Origin of the sequence: Sphingopyxis sp. RIFCSPHIGHO2_12_FULL_65_19, from assembly GCF_001830555.1 — a bacterium.
In the GTDB taxonomy this organism is placed as follows: Bacteria; Pseudomonadota; Alphaproteobacteria; order Sphingomonadales; family Sphingomonadaceae; genus Sphingopyxis.
The window spans coordinates 1-17,826 of sequence record NZ_MIAM01000016.1; the positions used below are offsets into that span (position 1 = coordinate 1).

Annotated in this window: 17 protein-coding genes; 6 read left to right on the forward strand and 11 right to left on the reverse strand. The window is 64.8% G+C overall.

Annotated elements, in window-relative coordinates:
• Positions 1-494: adenylosuccinate synthetase (locus A3E77_RS04600; RefSeq protein ID WP_293643660.1), on the reverse strand; the 494-nt coding region annotated here is incomplete at its 3' end.
• A 147-nt stretch (positions 495-641) separates the two neighbouring features.
• Here A3E77_RS04600 and A3E77_RS04605 point away from each other — a divergent pair.
• On the forward strand, positions 642-1,586 hold the full coding sequence (locus A3E77_RS04605; RefSeq protein ID WP_293643661.1) for an alpha/beta hydrolase: 945 nt from the start codon (positions 642-644) through the stop codon (positions 1,584-1,586).
• 126 nt (positions 1,587-1,712) lie between these two features.
• A complete protein-coding gene (locus A3E77_RS04610; RefSeq protein ID WP_293643662.1) occupies positions 1,713-2,090 on the forward strand; it encodes a DOPA 4,5-dioxygenase family protein in 378 nt (125 codons plus the stop codon).
• A 124-nt stretch (positions 2,091-2,214) separates the two neighbouring features.
• On the opposite strand, the gene A3E77_RS04615 is transcribed toward A3E77_RS04610, so the two are convergent.
• The 3 genes from A3E77_RS04615 to A3E77_RS04625 all read right to left on the reverse strand — a co-directional run bounded on the left by A3E77_RS04615 (position 2,215) and on the right by A3E77_RS04625 (position 6,354).
• Complete coding sequence (locus A3E77_RS04615) at positions 2,215-3,327, reverse strand: ATP phosphoribosyltransferase regulatory subunit (RefSeq protein WP_293643663.1); 1,113 nt, start codon at positions 3,325-3,327, stop codon at positions 2,215-2,217.
• A gap of 209 nt (positions 3,328-3,536) precedes the next feature.
• Positions 3,537-5,123: a phosphoglycerate dehydrogenase gene (gene serA, locus A3E77_RS04620; protein WP_293643664.1), complete on the reverse strand. Its 1,587-nt coding sequence runs from the start codon at positions 5,121-5,123 to the stop codon at positions 3,537-3,539.
• A 106-nt stretch (positions 5,124-5,229) separates the two neighbouring features.
• The gene (locus A3E77_RS04625; protein WP_293643665.1) at positions 5,230-6,354 is read right to left on the reverse strand and encodes a phosphoserine transaminase; all 1,125 of its coding nucleotides are present in this window, start codon (positions 6,352-6,354) and stop codon (positions 5,230-5,232) included.
• 172 nt (positions 6,355-6,526) lie between these two features.
• Between A3E77_RS04625 and A3E77_RS04630 the strand changes: the two genes are divergently transcribed.
• Positions 6,527-7,228: an extensin family protein gene (locus A3E77_RS04630; RefSeq protein ID WP_293643666.1), complete on the forward strand. Its 702-nt coding sequence runs from the start codon at positions 6,527-6,529 to the stop codon at positions 7,226-7,228.
• A gap of 62 nt (positions 7,229-7,290) precedes the next feature.
• Complete coding sequence (locus A3E77_RS04635; protein ID WP_293643667.1) at positions 7,291-8,163, forward strand: LOG family protein; 873 nt, start codon at positions 7,291-7,293, stop codon at positions 8,161-8,163.
• Between the two features lie 44 nt (positions 8,164-8,207).
• Here A3E77_RS04635 and A3E77_RS04640 read toward each other — a convergent pair whose 3' ends face one another.
• On the reverse strand, positions 8,208-8,636 hold the full coding sequence (locus tag A3E77_RS04640) for a c-type cytochrome (protein ID WP_293643668.1): 429 nt from the start codon (positions 8,634-8,636) through the stop codon (positions 8,208-8,210).
• Positions 8,636-9,256, reverse strand: a complete 621-nt coding sequence (locus tag A3E77_RS04645; protein WP_293643669.1) for a c-type cytochrome — start codon at positions 9,254-9,256, stop codon at positions 8,636-8,638. The genes A3E77_RS04640 and A3E77_RS04645 overlap by 1 nt, the downstream gene beginning before the upstream one ends.
• A 183-nt stretch (positions 9,257-9,439) precedes the next feature.
• Between A3E77_RS04645 and A3E77_RS04650 the strand changes: the two genes are divergently transcribed.
• The gene (locus A3E77_RS04650) at positions 9,440-10,333 is read left to right on the forward strand and encodes a prephenate dehydratase (protein WP_293643670.1); all 894 of its coding nucleotides are present in this window, start codon (positions 9,440-9,442) and stop codon (positions 10,331-10,333) included.
• 8 nt (positions 10,334-10,341) lie between these two features.
• Here A3E77_RS04650 and A3E77_RS04655 read toward each other — a convergent pair whose 3' ends face one another.
• The 5 genes from A3E77_RS04655 to A3E77_RS04675 all read right to left on the reverse strand — a co-directional run bounded on the left by A3E77_RS04655 (position 10,342) and on the right by A3E77_RS04675 (position 16,317).
• On the reverse strand, positions 10,342-11,019 hold the full coding sequence (locus tag A3E77_RS04655) for a CDP-alcohol phosphatidyltransferase family protein (RefSeq protein WP_293643671.1): 678 nt from the start codon (positions 11,017-11,019) through the stop codon (positions 10,342-10,344).
• Between the two features lie 119 nt (positions 11,020-11,138).
• Positions 11,139-11,639, reverse strand: a complete 501-nt coding sequence (locus A3E77_RS04660; RefSeq protein WP_293643672.1) for a hypothetical protein — start codon at positions 11,637-11,639, stop codon at positions 11,139-11,141.
• On the reverse strand, positions 11,636-14,449 hold the full coding sequence (polA, locus tag A3E77_RS04665; protein WP_293643673.1) for a DNA polymerase I: 2,814 nt from the start codon (positions 14,447-14,449) through the stop codon (positions 11,636-11,638). The genes A3E77_RS04660 and polA overlap by 4 nt, the downstream gene beginning before the upstream one ends.
• Before the next feature lie 201 nt (positions 14,450-14,650).
• Positions 14,651-15,829, reverse strand: coding sequence for a formate-dependent phosphoribosylglycinamide formyltransferase (gene purT / locus A3E77_RS04670; protein ID WP_293643674.1), 1,179 nt, complete (start codon positions 15,827-15,829; stop codon positions 14,651-14,653).
• A complete protein-coding gene (locus A3E77_RS04675) occupies positions 15,826-16,317 on the reverse strand; it encodes a GFA family protein (protein WP_293643675.1) in 492 nt (163 codons plus the stop codon). The genes purT and A3E77_RS04675 overlap by 4 nt, the downstream gene beginning before the upstream one ends.
• A 570-nt stretch (positions 16,318-16,887) precedes the next feature.
• Between A3E77_RS04675 and A3E77_RS04680 the strand changes: the two genes are divergently transcribed.
• Entirely contained in the window at positions 16,888-17,811 is a 924-nt protein-coding gene (locus tag A3E77_RS04680; protein ID WP_293643676.1) for an alpha/beta fold hydrolase, read from the forward strand.
• Positions 17,812-17,826: the final 15 nt, after the last annotated feature.

The following is a 17,826-nucleotide window of genomic DNA, read 5'->3' on the forward strand; positions in this document are numbered from 1 at the left end:
GTCAATCGGTCGAGCTGCGGTTCGAGCTTGTCGAGGTGGGCCAGGTCGCAGACGCGGATCGCGCGGCGGCCAACCTTGTCTTCGTAGGCGGGACCGATGCCGCGCCCGGTGGTGCCGATCTTGCCCGCGCCCGCGGCGGTCTCGCGCAACGCGTCGAGGTCGCGGTGAAAGGGCAGGATCAGTGCGCAATTGTCGGCGATCGCGAAATTCTCGGGATTGATGGCGACACCCTGACCGCGCAATTTGGTAATCTCGTCGCGCAGCGCCCACGGATCGAGCACGACGCCATTGCCGATGATCGACAGCGTGCCGGTGACGATGCCCGAGGGAAGCAGCGACAGCTTATACACCTGTTCGCCGACGACCAGCGTATGGCCGGCGTTGTGACCGCCCTGGAACCGGACCACGGCGTCGGCGCGGCTGGCGAGCCAATCGACGATCTTGCCCTTGCCCTCGTCGCCCCATTGCGACCCGATGACGGTAACATTTGCCATGATGCTGTCCTGCTGAACTAGGCCTCAAAACGACAGGCGCGGCCCGGCGCGGCCTTAGCGGATTTGCGCGCAGAGGCAACCCAAAGCGGGATGATTTTGCGACATTTGCGGGCGAGATTGATCCGGCCGGGACAATGGAGATGGGCGATGTCGAAACAAAGCTGGTTGGGATATGTCGCGCTAGCGGCCTTTGCGGTCGCGAGCGTGAGCGTGCCGGCCCCTTTCGCCGACGCCCGCGAGAAAATGCGCGATCGGCTGCGCGAGCGGTTGGCCGAGCGCATGGGTGCCGATGAGGGGCCGAAGGCGCCCGGTAGTGAAACGCTTTCCTATGGCAACGACCCGCTGCAAGCCCTCGATGTCTGGCGCGCCAAGGGAGCGAAGGGCGCCGCGCCGCTGGTCGTGTTCGTCCATGGCGGCGGTTGGAAACGCGGCAGCAAGGATAATGCGACGGGCCGTTTCAAGCCCGAACATTTTCCCGCAGCCGGTTACGCCTTTGCCTCGATCAATTATCGGCTGGTGCCCGCGGCGACGGTCGAGCAGCAGGCGGCCGATGTCGCGAGCGCCGTCAAGGCGCTGGTCGATCGTGCCGATACGCTCGGCATCGACCGGCGGCGGATCGTGCTGATGGGGCATAGCGCCGGCGCGCATCTGGTGGCGCTGGTCGGCACCGACGAACGCTATCTGAAAGGCGCGGGATTGTCCTTTGCCGACATATCGGGCGTGGTCCCGATCGACGGGGCGGCTTATGATGTCGCGGCGCAAATGAAGGATGGCCCGCCGATCATGCAGAAAACCTATGCCCAGGCGTTCGGGACCGATCCGGCACGGCAGCGGGCGGTGTCGCCGACGGTGCAAGCCACGGCCCCCAATGCGCCGGACTTCCTGCTGCTTTATGTCCAGCGCGCCGATGGCGTGCGGCAGGCCAAGGCGCTGGGCGCCGCGCTGACCGCGGGTGGCAGCCGCGTCGAGCATGGCAGCTTCCCCGGCGAGGGGTTGAAAGGCCATGCCGAGATCAATCGCAGCCTCGGCGATCCGGCCTACGCTCCCACCGCGACAGTCGATGCGTGGTTGAAACGGGTGTTTGCGCGGTAAGCTTTGCCACCCGATACCATTGCGCATTTGCGTCATCCCGGACTTGATCCGGAACCCATTTTCGCCGACGTCGGGCGATAGGCCCCGGATCAAGTTCCGGGTGACGAACGATAAAGAGACCAGTCCATGACCGACCCCGACGCGCCTTATCACGCCCATATCTATTATGACCCGACCGAGCGGCCCGCCGCTGCCGCGCTGCGCGATGCCTTCGGTAACGATCCGGCGATCCTGTTCGTCGGCGGGATGACCGACGGCGCGGCGGGGCCGCATCCGATCGCGCAATATGAGGTGCATTTTCTGGCGCGGTCGGAGGACGCGGTCGTTACTGCGATAGAAGCGACGGGGTTGCGCGCGCTGGTCCATCCGCTGACCGACGACGATCTGGCCGATCACACGAGTCTGGCGCGCTGGGTCGGCGAACCCGTCGAACTCGACGTCACGGCGCTTGATCCGCCCGGCGTCAACCAGGGTATCCCGCGGTTCGGGATTTCGGATTTTTGAAACACCCGATCAAATAACAACCGTGCCCCGCGAAGGCGGGGGTCCATCTCCGGTCGGTGTCATATTGAAACAGTAGGTGATGGATCCCCGCCTTCGCGGGGAAACATGATTGGTAGGCTGGGTGCTAGACGGCGACTGGCCCATCGGCGCCAAGCCGCCATCCACATCCCAGCGCCTGCGCATCGTCGGCATCTGACAATGCCGCCACCGTTTGCCAATCATCGGCGCGCAGGCTTGCGGCGAGAGCGGGGTCGTGGCCGAGCGGCAGGAAAATGCGGCGCTCGGCGTCATTTTCGGCGCCGAGACCGGCGTCGATCAACGGGTCGGGATAGAGCGAGAAGCCGACCGCGGCCTCTTCCTCTTCGCCGACCGGGATCGAATAGCCGCCGCCGCGGCCGACTGCGTCGCCCTGTCCGGAAACGAAAATCTGGAAACCGAACCAGCTTTGATAGGCAAAGCCATGGCGCTCGGTCGGATCGAGCGTCAGCGTCACGCGGTCGCGGATCGGGGCGGCGATCGCTTCGAGCGCGGCGATCCGCGCGGCGAGAACGCCGGTCGAGTTGAACGCACGCAGGTCAGTGATCGCTTGGTCGAACGGCCCGGTGGCACGGAGCAGCGGCAGGTAGGCCGCAGCGCCGATCCGCGTCAGCGCGCCGGCGTCCTTGGCGTCAAGCTCGTCGCGCAGTTGCTGGATGTCGGCCGTGACGGGCAGCGGGCCGTTCGCCAGCAGATCGACGACGTCGGGCAGGGTAAAGTCGATCGTGACCGGGCCGATGCCTGCGGCTTCGAGCGCGTCGATTGCGACGGTGACGATCTCGCGCGCGGCGGCGACGCTGTCGCTGCCGATCAGTTCGGCGCCGACCTGCAGCATCTCGCGCGCGGGGCGAAGTTGGCTGGCGCGCAGTTTGACGACTTGACCGGCGTAGCAAAGGCGCAGCGGGCGTGGCGCTTTGGCGAGCAGCGACGTGGCGATGCGCCCGACCTGCCGCGTGATGTCGGGGCGGAGTGCAAGGGTGCGCTGCGACACCGGATCGGTGAAGCGCAGCAGGTCGCGCGAGGTGCGGTCGTCATCGCCGCCCAGCGTTTCGCGAAACTCGGCCAGCGGTGGCGACACGCGGCCATAGCCGTGCGCGCGCATCGCATCGACGAGCGCGCGGGTCACACGCGATGCGGCCTCGGCCTGTTGAGGCAGGCGATCGCGGAGGCCTTCGGGCAGCAGGGCAGGGGTGCGGGGCATCGGTGCGGCCTTAATAGTAGTGTGGCGCAATTGAAAGCGTCGCCAATCCTCTCCCGTCGGGAGAGGCAACGAGACTTGGCGGCTTGCCGCCTAGTCGCAGTGGTGAGGGGATGTGCCATTGCGATAGCGCGCATCCCCCCATCCAACTCCGCCTAGCCGACAAGTCGGCGAGGCTGCGTATCCTTCTCCCGACGGGAGAAGGTTTGGGGTCAGAACTTCAAACCCTTCACCGTCTTCACGCCGGGCAACTGGCACAGCTGCCACAGAAGCGGTTCGGGCATCGGCGAGTCGAGGCTGAGCAGCAGCACCGCTTCACCGCCCGCGCCGCGGCGGCCGAGGTGGAAGGTGCCGATGTTCAGGCCCGCGTCGCCGAGCGTCGTGCCGATGCGGCCGATGAAGCCCGGCGCATCCTCGTTGACGATATAGAGCATATCGCCATCAAGGTCGGCTTCGACCTTGATCCCGAACATCTCGACGAGGCGCGGGTCGCCATTGCTGAACAGCGTCCCCGCCACCGAGCGGTCGCCCGCTTCGGTGGCGACCGTCACACGGACGAGCGTGTGGTAATCGCCGTCGCGGTCGTGGCGAACTTCGCGCACGTCGAGACCGCGTTCGCGCGCGAGGTGCGGGGCGTTGACCATGTTCACGCTGTCCGAATAGCGGCGCATCAGGCCGGTGAGCACCGCGGCGGTGATCGGCTTGAGGTTCAACTCGGCGGCCGCGCCCTCGACCTCGACCGAGATCGTCGTGAGATTGTCATGCGCAAGCTGGCCCACGAGGCTGCCGAGCTTTTCGGCGAGGCTCATATAGGGGCGCAGCTTCGGCGCTTCCTCGGCCGACAGGCTGGGCACGTTGAGCGCGTTGGTGATGCCGCCGGTGAGCAGATAATCCGAAATTTGTTCGGCCACCTGGATCGCAACATTGACCTGCGCCTCGTCGGTCGACGCGCCGAGGTGCGGGGTGCAGATGAAGTTCGGCGCGCTGAACAGCGGATGATCGGCCGCTGGCGGTTCCTGCGCAAACACGTCGAGCGCGGCGCCCGCGACATGGCCCGATTCCAGCGCGTCCTTCAGCGCCGCTTCGTCGATCAGCCCGCCGCGTGCGCAGTTGATGATCCGCACGCCCTTCTTCGCCTTGGCGATATTTTCGGCGGACAGGATGTTGCGCGTCTGATCGGTCAGCGGCGTGTGCAGCGTGATGAAATCGGCCTTGGCGAGCAGGGTGTCGAGGTCGGCCTTTTCGACGCCCAGCTCGATCGCACGTTCGGGGGTCAGGAAGGGGTCGAAAGCGACGACCTTCATGCGCAGCCCCAGCGCGCGTTCGGCGACGATGCTGCCGATGTTGCCGCAGCCGATCAGGCCGAGCGTCTTCGACGTCAGCTCGACGCCCATGAAATCATTCTTCGGCCATTTGCCGGCTTGCGTCCCGGCATTGGCTTCCGGAATCTGCCGCGCGAGTGCGAACATCATCGCGATCGCATGTTCGGCGGTGGTGATGCTGTTGCCGAAGGGGGTGTTCATCACGATGACCCCCTTCTTCGACGCCTCGGGAATGTCGACATTGTCGACCCCGATCCCGGCGCGACCGACGACCTTGAGGTTCGTCGCGGCTGCGAGGACGTCGGCGGTGACCTTGGTGGCCGAGCGGATCGCGAGGCCGTCATAGGCGCCGATCATCGCGATCAGTTCGTCCTTGGTCTTCCCCGTGATGACGTCGACGTCGATGCCGCGTTCCTTGAAGATCGCGGCGGCTTTGGGGTCCATCTTGTCGGAAATCAGAACTTTGGGTGCGGTCATTGGATTAAACCTTCCGTGTGCTCCCGCGAAGGCGGGAGCCCAGCTCCCGATGCTTGCGGAATGAAATGGCAGAAGATGGGTCCCCGCCTTCGCGGGGACACAGCAATTATGTGAGCGAGGCGTAGGCCCAGTCGAGCCACGGGCCGAGCGCTTCGATATCGGCGGTGTCGACGGTCGCGCCGCACCAGATGCGCAGCCCCGGAGGCGCGTCGCGATAGCCCGCGATGTCATAGGCCGCGCCTTCGGCTTCGAGCAGCCCCGCGAACTTCTTGATGAAGCCCTCGTCGGCACCCGCGACCGACAGGCAGACCGAGGTCTTCGAGCGGCTGGCGGGATCGGCGGCGAGGTGGCTCAGCCAATCGCGTTCTTCGACGATCTTGTCGAGCGCCGCGGCGTTCGCATCGCTGCGCGCTTTCAGGCCGTCGAGACCGCCGAGCGACTTCGCCCATTCGAGCGCGAAGATGGCATCCTCGACGGCGAGCATCGACGGGGTGTTGATCGTCTCGCCCTTGAACACGCCCTCGGCGAGTGCGCCCTTCGAGACGAGGCGGAACACCTTGGGAAGCGGCCAGGCGGGGGTGTAATTTTCGAGCCGTTCGACCGCGCGGGGCCCCAGGATCAGCACGCCATGACCGCCTTCGCCGCCGAGCACTTTCTGCCAGCTGAAGGTGGCGACGTCGATTTTGTCCCACGGCAGGTCGTAGGCGAACACCGCCGAGGTCGCGTCGGCGAAGGACAGACCTTCGCGGTCGTCGGCGATCCAGTCGCCGTTCGGGACGCGGACGCCGCTGGTGGTGCCGTTCCAGGTGAAGAGGACGTCGTTCGACCAGTCGACTTGATCGAGGTCGGGAAGCTGGCCGTAATCGGCGCGGATGACGGTCGGATCGAGCTTGAGCTGTTTCGCGGCGTCGGTGACCCAGCCCTCACCGAAGCTCTCCCATGCGAGCGTCGTGACGGGGCGGGCGCCGAGCATCGTCCACATCGCCATCTCGAAGGCGCCGGTGTCGGAGCCCGGGACGATGCCGATGCGGTGCGTGTCGGGCAGCTGCAACATCTCGCGCATCAGGTCGATGCAAGTGGCGAGGCGCGTCTTGCCGATCTTCGCACGATGCGAGCGGCCGAGCGATTCGGTGGCTAGTTTTTCGGGGGACCAGACCGGCGGCTTGGCGCAGGGTCCGGAAGAAAAATAGGGGCGCGCAGGGCGCAGTACTGGCGTCGTCACTTCACTCATCATAGTCTCTCCTTGCAGAGAGCTCGCGCGGCGTTGGGACCGCGTGGCCCGGCGCCGCGTTTAGGGAGTGCGCGCGGGCTGTCAAACAAATTGCATGGACCGCGCGGAATTTTCGACGAGCCGAGCAAAAGGTATACAGCTTGTTAACCATTTCGTCGGTAATTTGACGATCATGCCGATCCCGAACTTCTTGAAGCCCCGGATCCTGATCGCTGCGACGGCGGCGCTGGCGCTTTCCGCCTGTTTTGGTGCGCCCGACGTGATGAAGAACAGTGGCGGGAAGTCGGCGGCGGCGGGCAAGCCGAGCCGCCCACAGGCCATCGGTACGCCTTCCTTCACCAGCGCCGAGGCGCAGCAATGCGCCTTTGACCTCCAGCAGGCCGGGGTGCGTTTCACTCCGCTGCCCAACCAGGATCATGGCGGTGGCTGCACCTCGATCGATTCGGTCAAGCTGCTCGATATCGGTACGCCGGTGTCGGGGCTTGGCGCGATGACCTGTCCGCTGGCGAAAAATTTTGCGGCATGGGCGCAATATGCGGTGAAACCCGCAGGACGGAAATATTTCGGACAGGATGTCGTGAAGATCGAGACGTTCGGGACCTATAGCTGCCGCAACATTTATGGCGGCCGGTCGGGACGGCTGTCACAGCACGCCTATTCCAATGCGATCGACGTGTCGGGCTTCGTGCTCGCCGATGGCCGCCGCATCATGCTCGACGGCGGGTGGCGGGGCGACAAGCCGTCGCAGGATTTCCTGCGCGCGCTGCACAAATCGGGCTGTCGTCGTTTCGGCACCGTTCTCGGCCCCGACTATAACGCCGCCCACTATAATCATTTTCATTTCGATATGAGCGGCAACGGATATTGCCGCTGACGGGAGTCAACAGGAAGGGGTTCGACTTGGCAAAGGCACACTAAGCCGCTAGCCGTCCGCTAATGGCAGAAGATAAACAACCCCATCGTTCGCGTTTCCACAAGGCCAAGGACGACGCGCAGTTCGCCAAGCAGGCGACCACCACCCCGCAGACGGCACATCCCGCCTACAAGCTGGCGTTCCAGGACAATGATTTCCTGCTGCGCGAGGATTTGCGCCCCGTCCGCTTTCAACTTGAACTGCTCAAGCCCGAATTGCTGCTCGACGAAGCGGGCATCGAGTCGACTTTGGTCATCTATGGGTCGGCCCGTATTCCCGAACCGTCGCAAGCCGACGCGCTGGAAGCGGCGGCGACCGACGACGCCCAGCGCAACATTGCCCGCCGACTGAAGGCGAAGGCCAAATATTATGACGAGGCACGCGCGCTGGCGCGGCTGGCGAGCCAATATCCGTGCGATGACAAGGGCTGCCGCCACTTCGTCGTCTGTTCGGGCGGTGGACCGTCGATCATGGAGGCGGCGAACCGCGGCGCCGACGATGAAGGCCGCGAATCGATCGGGCTGAACATCGTGTTGCCGCACGAGCAGGCGCCGAATCGTTTCGTCACGCCGTCGCTCAGCTTCCAGTTCCACTATTTCGCGTTACGCAAGATGCATTTCCTGCTGCGCGCGCGCGCGGTTTGCGTTTTTCCCGGTGGTTTCGGGACATTCGACGAAATGTTCGAGTTGCTGACCCTGATCCAGACCGGCAAGATCAAGCCGATTCCCATCGTGCTGTTTGGCAAGGAATTCTGGCAGCGGGTCGTCAATTTCGACGCGCTGGTTGAGGAGGGCGTGGTGAGCGCGCGCGATCTGAACCTGTTCAAATTTGTCGAGACGGCAGACGAGGCGTGGAAGATCGTGACCGACTTCTACGCGAATACCGACCACCCTTGATCGAAAATTGTCCCCGTCGCTGCGCGGCGGGGACGATCAGCGCCCTATTTCGATTGCGCTTCCAGATAGAGGATCAGCGCCTTGCGATCCGCGGCGTCGATCACGCCGGCAAAGGCCATGCGCGTCCCCGGTACGGCCTTCATGGGCGCCTTGAGATAGGCGTCGAGTGCGGCTTCGTCCCAGATGCCGCCCTTCGCCTTCATCGCGCCCGAGTAGGAAAAATCGGGTTTCGACGCGACTGCGGCGCCGACGACGCCATGAAGGTTCGGGCCGATGCCGTTGGCGCCGCCCTTGTCGACCGTGTGGCAGGCGACGCAGCGGCGAAAGACCTGCTCGCCCATCGCTGCGGTCGGTGCCACGGCCGGGGCTTCGGCGGTCGGTTCGCCGGTCGTGGGCGCCTCAGCGGGCGGTTCGCTCTTGCCGCAACCGGCGAGCGTCAGCACGCCCGCCAGAAGGACGGGCGCAATGCGCATTATTTCTTGGCTTCGGCCGGGGCGGCCGCGCCTTCAGCGGCGGGCGCCGCAGCGTCGGTTTCGGCCGGTGCGGCGCCTTCGGCCGGGGCGGCGACAGCTTCGGCCGCGGGCAGCGGCAGATTCGATCCCTGGCTGTTCATATAGACGATCAGGTTCGCACGATCTTCGGCGCTGCTGAGACCTGCGAACGACATCTTCGTGCCGGGCGCATATTTACGCGGGCTTTTCAGCCATTCGTCCATGCCGGCAAAATCCCAGTTGCCGGGAACGCCCTTCAGCGCCGCCGAATAGGCAAAGCCCGGGACGTGGCCGTGCGCCTTGCCGAGGGCGCCCCACAGATTCGGGCCGATGCCGTTGGCCCCGCCCGATGCGATCGTGTGGCAGGCGGCGCATTTTGCGAACACCGCTTCGCCCTTCACCGGATCGGCGGCGGCAAGCAGGTTGGGAAGCGGCACGGCCGATTCGCCGCCACCGGCGGCGCCATCGGCGTCTTCGATCGGATAACCGGGCTTTTCGGGATTGTGGCTGGCGAACAACATGCTCGACCCGATCGTCAGGCCCAGCGCGCAAATGCCGGCAAACAGCACCCAGCCGGCAATAGTATTGTTGCGATTGTCCATGCTCTAGCAGCCCCGTTAGCTGACGCCCGTGTGGCGGGCGCATATTTGATTTGGACGCTCCCTTACTGGCGCGGCGACGGCGGCGCAAGGGGATGAAATCGAGGAGGGTCAACGATGTCGGCCCCGGTTGCGCGGCCGCGGCGGGGTCGCTATGCGCCGCGGTTCCAGCGTGGGAAGGCAATCATGGGCAGTTATTCGGCTTCGGCGCAGCATCTGGTCGATGAAATGCGGAATGCGGCGCTCGCCCAGCCGGCCCGCGGGCTGGCGTTTCAGGGCGCACCGGGCGCGAACAGCGACCTGGCGGCGCGCGAATATGACCCGGATTCGCTGCCGATGCCGTGCTACGCTTTCCAGGACGCCATCGACGCCGTGCGCGACGGCCGCGTCGACCGCGCGATCATCCCGATTGAAAACAGCTTGCACGGCCGCGTCGCCGACATCCATTTCCTGCTTCCCGAATCCGGCCTGTCGATCGTCGGCGAACATTTCCTGCCGATCCGTTACGGCCTGATGAGCCGCGACCTTGGCCCCGTGACCCGCGCGATGAGCCACGAACAGGCGCTGGGGCAATGCCGTCACTGGCTGCGCGCCAACAATATCGCGCCGGTCGCGCACAGCGATACCGCGGGCGCCGCGGCGTGGGTTGCCGACAGCGACGAGGTGGGGCTCGCCGCGCTGGCGCCGCCGCACGCCGCCGAAATCTATGGGCTGACGTTGCACGGCACCGGCATGGAGGATGCCGACCATAATATGACGCGCTTCGTCGTGCTCGCGCGCGAACCGCTGCCCGATTTTTCGGCGATCGAAGGGCCGGTGATGACGACCTTCATGTTCGAGGTTAAGAATATTCCGGCGGCGCTCTACAAGGCGCTCGGCGGCTTTGCGACCAATGGCGTCAACATGACCAAGCTCGAAAGCTATCAGACCGGGGGCAGTTTTGCGGCGACGCAATTCTACGCCGACATAGTCGGGGCGCCGGGCGATGAACGGATCGACCGCGCGCTGGAGGAGCTGGATTTCCAGACCAAGTCGCTGCGGTTGCTTGGCACCTATGCGCAGGCGCGAATGCGCCCGTGATCGGCTAGCTAGCCGCCGCGGCGGCGCAGCATCCGTGCGGTCGCCGACGTCTGGACGATGAACAGCGTCACGAGGATGCTGGAGACGAGGAGCGCGAACAGGTCGAAGACCGAGAAATTGGCGCCGCGGATGTCGCCGCCGCCGACGATCGGCATCGCGATCGTCATCGCCATCAGCATCAGGCGCAGTTCGGTCGGGCCGCCCGCCATATAGGACAGGCGAAATTCGCCGAGGATTTTTGCCGCGATGAAGGTGTGGATCGACAACAGGAAATAGCCGATCACCGCCATCAGCGCGACATCGAGCCGCATATAGGGGCTCATCCCGATCGCACTGATCATCAGCAGTGTCGCCAGCGCATCGACGCTATGGTCGACGAAATACCCATAGTTGGGGCGTTCGATCGCGCGCCAGCGTGCCAGGCTGCCGTCGAGCGAGTCGCCGAACCAGTTGACGATATAGCCGACCAGCGAGAGGCCGAGCCATTCGCTGTCGAACCAGCTCAGCACATAACCTGCGGCGACCAGCATGGCGCCGGCAAAGCCCAACGCCGTCAGTTGGTCGGGGGTAACCCAGGCGGGAAGCCGCGCGCACAGCCAGTTAAGCAGGCGGCGCTCGCTGCGGGCCAGGATATTCTGCTGGATGCGGACCGGCGCCTTGTTGGCGACGGGGTCGAACTTGCTCATGAGAACCCTTTGTTGCCGACTGTCACAAAAGCGCCAGCCAGATGTCATCGGGGCGTCATAGAGACAAAGTTGCGGGCGCGAAAGAGCGGGGCATTCGGCGCGGCGCGCGCGTGCGCCGGTCAGTCTTGCCAGGGGCCGATTTCACCAACCTCGCCGATGGTCCGGAACCGGACCGCATCGTCGATCCAGGCGACTTCCCACATCGGGGCGGGGCGCGCCCATTCGCCGATGACGAACAACGGAAGCTTGTTCGCAGCGACGAAGGCAATGTCGTCGGGGGTCGGGCCGGGGATCGTCGTTTCATACCTCTGGTGGATGCGGATGACCGCCAGCGTCGTCGCGGGCGGCGGCGGCAACGACTGGCGCACGGGAAACCCGATGCTGGCGGCGATGGCTGGATAGCCCTTATCGTCGCGCGCTATCAGCAGGACCTTGTCGGCGTTCGGATAGGGACCGCCGACCGGGCGGCCGACCACCTTGCGCCCCGCGATCGCGGCAAATTCGCGCAGGTCGGTGTCGGCGATCGCGGCGGCGCTCGCGGGCGTTGTCACCGCGGGGGCCGTCGGCGCGGCGACGGGATCGGCGGCGAGCGCCGCGACGATCAGCAGGGCCGCGATCAATGCGCGTCGCCCCAGCTCTTGCCGGTGCCAATCTCCACCTCGAGCGGGACCGAAAGGCTGAGCACGGGTTCGGCGGCGCCCGACATCACCGCGCGGATGACGTCGCCCGCGGCGTCGGCCTTGTCCTCGGGCGCCTCGAACACCAGTTCGTCATGGACTTGCAGCAGCATCCGGACGTCGGAAAGCCCCGCATCGGATAGCGCCTTTGGCATCCGCGCCATCGCGCGCTTGATCAAATCGGCGCTGGTGCCCTGGATCGGCGCGTTGATCGCGGCGCGTTCGCTGCCCTGCCGTTCGTTCTGGCTCGCCGCCTTGATGCGCGGGAACCATGTTTTCCGCCCAAACAGCGTTTCGGTATACCCGCGCGCGCGCGCGGTTTCGAGCGTATCGGTAATATAGTCCGAAATGCCGGGAAAACGCTCGAAATAACGCGCGATCAGCGCCTGTGCCTCGTCCGGGGTGATTTCCAGACGCCCTGCCAGTCCCCAGCGTGAAATGCCGTAGAGGATCGAGAAATTGACCGTCTTTGCCTTGCCGCGTGTGTCGCGGTTGACCTCGCCGAACAGCTCGATTGCGGTTGCGGCGTGGATGTCTTGCCCCTGCGCGAACGCCTCTTTCAGTTCGGGGACATCGGCCATATGCGCCGCAAGCCGCAACTCGATCTGGCTATAGTCGGCGGCGATCAGCACATGGCCGGGCGCCGCGATGAAGGCATCGCGGATCTGGCGGCCGGTTTCGGTGCGGATCGGGATATTCTGCAAGTTCGGATCGGTCGACGACAGCCGCCCGGTCTGCGCACCGACAAGGCTGTAGCTGGTATGGACGCGGCCGGTCGTTGCATTGATCTGTTGTTGCAACGCGTCGGTATAGGTCGATTTGAGCTTGGCGAGCTGGCGCCATTCCAAAATCTTGCGCGCGATCGGCACGCCGTCGCGTTCGAGCCGCTCCAGCTCATTCTGGTCGGTCGACCAGTCGCCCGACTTGCCCTTGCGCCCCCCTTTCAGCCCCAGCTTGTCGAACAGGATTTCGCCGAGCTGTTTGGGGCTGCCGATCGCGAAGGGCTGGCCCGCGAGGGCGTGGATTTCGCCCTCGATGCGCAACATTTCGGTCGCGAATTCGCCCGACAGCTTTGCCAGATAGTCGCGGTCGACCATGATCCCCGCGCGCTCCATGCCCTCGACGATGGCCGCGAGCGGCCGATCGACCATCTCATAAACGCGCGTCCCGCCCTCGATCGGCAGGCGCAGCTTGAGCAGTTTCCAAAGCCGCAGCGCGACATCGGCGTCCTCGGCGGCATATTCGGTCGCGCGATCAAGCTGGACCTCGGCAAAGCTGATCTGCGATTTGCCCGTGCCGCATACGTCTTTGAAAGACAGGCAGACGTGATCGAGGTGAAGCTTCGCCAGCTCGTCGAGCCCGTGCTGATGCTTGCCTGCGTCGAGCGCGAAGCTCATCACCAGCGTGTCGTCATAAGGGACGATGGTCAGCCCGTGCTGCGCCAGCACACCGATATCATATTTCAGATTATGCCCGACCTTCAGTACCGCATCGTCGGCGAACAGCGCGCCGAGGCGGTCGAGCGCCGCATCCATTGCGATCTGTTCGGGCTTTTCGGCGAACATGTCGGTGCCGCCATGGCCGAGCGGGATATAACAAGCGCGGCCCGGCGCGGTCGCCAGGCTGACCCCGACCAGCCGTCCGGTGACGCTGTCGAGGCTGGCGGTTTCGGTGTCGACCGCGACGACGTGCGCGGCGCGGGCTTCGGCGACCCAGCGGTCGAGGGCGTCGATCGTCGTGACGCATTCATAGGCCGATCGATCGATCGCGGGCATCGGCGGCAGGGTCGGCGTCGATGGCCCGGCGGGCGTCGCGGCGGGCGCTGCGTTCGGGCGGGGCAGGGTCGGCGGTCCGCCGGGGGTGGCGCCCAGATCGAGCTTTGCCGAAAGCGAGCGGAAGCCATGCTCGTCCAGGAAAGCCTTGAGCGGCAACGGCGGGATCGCGCCGAGTTTCAGGTCGTCGAGCGCATCGGGCAACGCGCAATCGCGCTTTAGGTCCACCAGCACGCGCGACAGCTCGGCCATCGCGCGATGCTCGATCAGGTTTTCGCGCAGCTTGCTGGCTTTCATCGTCTCGGCGCCGTCGAGCGCGGCGGTCAGATTGCCATATTCCTGGATCAGCTTGGTCGCGGTCTTCGGCCCGACGCCGCGCACGCCGGGAACATTGTCGACGCTGTCCCCCATCAATGCGAGCACATCGCCGACGAGGTCGGGCGTGACGCCGAACTTTTCGTTCACCGCGTCCAGCCCCATGCGGACATTTTTCATCGTGTCGAGCATGTCGACATGCGGCGAGCCATCGGTCGGCTCGCGGATCAGCTGCATCAAATCCTTGTCCGACGACACGATGGTGACGTCCCAGCCCGCGCGCACTGCCGCTTCGGTATAGCTCGCGATCAGGTCGTCGGCCTCATACCCCTCGGTTTCGATGCACGGCAGCGAAAAGGCGCGCGTCGCATCGCGGATCAACGGGAACTGCGGGCGCAGATCTTCGGGCGGTTCGGGCCGGTTCGCCTTATATTGGTCGTAGATGTCGTTGCGGAACGACTTGCTGCTATGGTCCAGGATGACCGCGAGGTGCGTCGGCCCGTCGGCGTCGTGCAGGTCCTTGGCGAGCTTCCAGAGCATCGTGGTGTAGCCATAGACCGCGCCAACCGGCACGCCCTTCGGGTTCGTCAGCGGCGGCAGGCGGTGATAGGCGCGGAAGATGTAGCTGGAGCCATCGACCAGATAGAGATGATTCTTGTCCGACATGGCGGGGATGTAGCAGCGGCAGGCGGGACGGCCTAGGGCGCTGTTCCCGCTTTCGCCCCTTCATATTTGCGGAGACGAATGATGGGCTCAACGTGCATGTCAGCTTAGGGGTCGAGAGCGGACGTATAAATCCTCCCCATCGCAAGTCGATGGGGAGGAACTTTACGTCTGCAATTGGTCGAAACCGGCCTTCCAGCTTTCCTAGCGATAATCGATAGCCAGTTTGCCCGCCGCTGCAACCGCCGCCGCGCGGGCCTCGTCCGTCGTGCCGCCCGCGACGCGGGCCAGCGCGACACCCATGCGCCGATACGGCCGCGTGACGGGCTTGCCGAAGATGCGGGCGTCGACCGATGTTGCGGCATTCGGTGCGGTGAGCGCGTCGGCAAGTCCGGTGATCGCGAAATCCTGCGCGTCGCGATCGGCGAGCAGCACCGCGCTCGCACTGGCGTCGGGGACCGCGACCGCCGGGACCGGCAGGCCGAGGATCGCGCGGGCGTGGAGGTCGAATTCGGACAGAGACTGCGAGATGAGCGTGACCATGCCGGTATCGTGCGGGCGGGGTGAAAGCTCGGAGAAGATCACATCATCGCCCTTGACGAAAAATTCGACGCCGAAAATGCCGTGGCCCCCCAGCGCATCGACGACCTTTGTCGCCATCGCCTGCGCACGGGCGAGCGCCGCATCGGACATCGCGGCCGGCTGCCAGCTTTCGCGATAGTCGCCGCGTTCCTGCCGGTGCCCGATTGGCGGGCAGAAGGCGACGCCATCCTTGTGCCGGACGGTCAGCAACGTAATCTCATAATCGAAATCGATGAAGGCTTCGGCGATGACGCGCAGCCGGTCGCCGCGCATCCCGGCCGCGGCATAATCCCACGCCGCGTCGATGCCGTCGGCATCCTTGACCGTGCTCTGCCCCTTGCCCGACGATGACATCACCGGCTTGACGACCAGCGGAAAACCGATGCGCGCGGCCGCGGCTGCAAGTTGCTCGCGGCTCGTCGCATATTCAAAGGTCGAGGTCGTCAGGCCGAGTTCGCTGGCCGCCAGGTCGCGGATCGCATCGCGGTTCATCGTCAGCTGCGCCGCGCGCGCTGACGGGACGACGTGGAAACCTTCTGCTTCGACTTCGGCCAGAATTTCGGTACGAATCGCTTCGACCTCGGGCACGATATGATCGGGCCGATGCTTGGTGATCGCGCCGCGCAGCGCGTCACCGTCGAGCATCGAAAAGACCTCAAATTCGTCGGCAACCTGCATCGCGGGCGCCCCGGCATAGCTGTCGCACGCAATCACATGCGCGCCGAGCCGCTTGGCCGAAATTACGAACTCGCGGCCGAGTTCGCCTGATCCCAGCAGGAGGATGGTGGCGGTGGGGGTCATGCGGGCCAGCTTTCGGTATCATGGTCGGGGTGTTGATGGTTGCTGGCGCGGATTGCGCCGACATGGGCGGCCATGGTCTGCTCGGTCGTGCCTTCGGCCTTGATCGGCAGATGCGCGAACAACGACAATTGCCCCTCGACGCCGAATTGCACGCGTGGTGGGAATTGCGCAGGGTCGTCGAACGACCCGGTTGTCAGGTTGATGTGCCTGCTTTCGGCATAATCGTAAAGCAGCGGTGTGCCGCAGTCGCTGCAGAAGCCGCGCGTCGCCTTGTCCGAACTGTTGAAAAGCGCCGGGGCCCCGCGCGTCCAGCTTATGGCATCGCGCGGAACGCCGATAAGGGCGATGAAGAAATTGCCCGCCGCCTTCTGGCACATGCGGCAATGGCAGATGTGCGACGTATCGAGCACCGCGCTGACATGCCAGCGCACCGCGCCGCACTGGCAACCGCCCGAGGCGTCGACGTCAATGCGTTTCGGGCTGTCCATGATGCGTCACTCCCATTCGATCGCGTTCTTTCCCGCAAGAAACTGGAAATGCCAGCGAAAAATATTCGGTCCAGAACGACCGGCACTCGGACAGTAGGAGCTTTTTGAAATTATTGACGATTTCGGACAAATTTGGGAGCGCGGCTTTCCAACGCAATCGGCGGGCAAAGCTGGCAATTCGGTCGAAACCGGACCTTGCCCCAAAGGGACGTCGGCCCAGAAAGCTTGTCGTCGCGCATATTAGAAAACCCTCAAACACATACCGACAGTCGTCGCGAAGCCAACGGCAATTTGGCACGCCGCGAGTGATGCTTTGCGCCTGACCCGAAACATTTGCCCCAAGAGCGTTGGCATGGCGCTGCGTTGCAGCCCCTCCACCACCGTCCAAGGGGGCGGTCCCCCTCCTCGTCGCAAGTCGATAGGGAGGATTTGAACGCCAGCGCCCGATCTCAAAGCGGATAGCAGCCGCCCGCGCGCCTTTGCCACAGGCCCCCGCGACTTGTTGCAGCTTGCCACCCGCGGTGATCGTCGTCAGATTGGTTTTGAAAAGAAACCAAAGGAGCGGTGGCGATGACGGGCGATTTCGAGCAGCAGCGGGTGAAGCTTTCGACGGGGGTCGAACTGGACGTCGTCGATATCGGTCCGCGCGATGCGCCGGTGCTGGTCTTCCTCCATGGCTTTCCCGAATCGCACCGGACCTGGCGGTATCAATTGCCGCATTTCGCGAAGCGCTTTCGTTGCATCGCGCCCGATCAGCGCGGCTATCGCGGTTCGTCGAAGCCGCAGGATGTTCAATCCTACACCCCCGACAAGCTGATTGCCGATATTTTCGCGCTCGCCGATGCGCTCGGCGTCGATCGCTTCACCATCGTGGGTCATGACTGGGGCGGCGCGATTGCGTGGGGCGTCGCGCTTGGCGGCCAACCGGGTGGACTGCATCCGGCGTGGGCGGGACGCGTGACCCGCGCCGTCATCGCCAATGCGCCGCATCCGGGGATTTTTGGCCGCTTGCTTGCCACCGATCCCGCCCAGCGCGCGGCGAGCCAGTATATCCGCACCTTTCGCGATCCAGCGAGCGATGCGATCATCGAGGCGCATGGCATTGCCGGCATCCTTGCCCACGCCTTTGAAGGGCAGGTGCCAAGCGGCGGGCTTCAGCCCGCCGACGAGATCGGTCGGCTGCTCAAGGACTGGGAGGATCGCGACGCCTGCCGCGCGATGATCAACTGGTATCGCGGTTCACCGATCCTGGTGCCGGCGATGGACGAACCCTATGCCGAGCCGCCCGCCGTGCCGTTCCCGAAACTGAATATCCCGACGCTGGTGATCTGGGCGCTCGACGATGTCGCGCTGCCGCCGTGCAATCTCGACGGCATCGAAGACCTGGTCCCCGATGTCACGATCGTCGAAGTTTCCGACTGCGGCCATTTCGTGCCGTGGGATGCGCCCGATGCGGTCAATCTGGCAATGGACGAATTCCTCGCCCAAAACTGAACCAAGATATTCTAT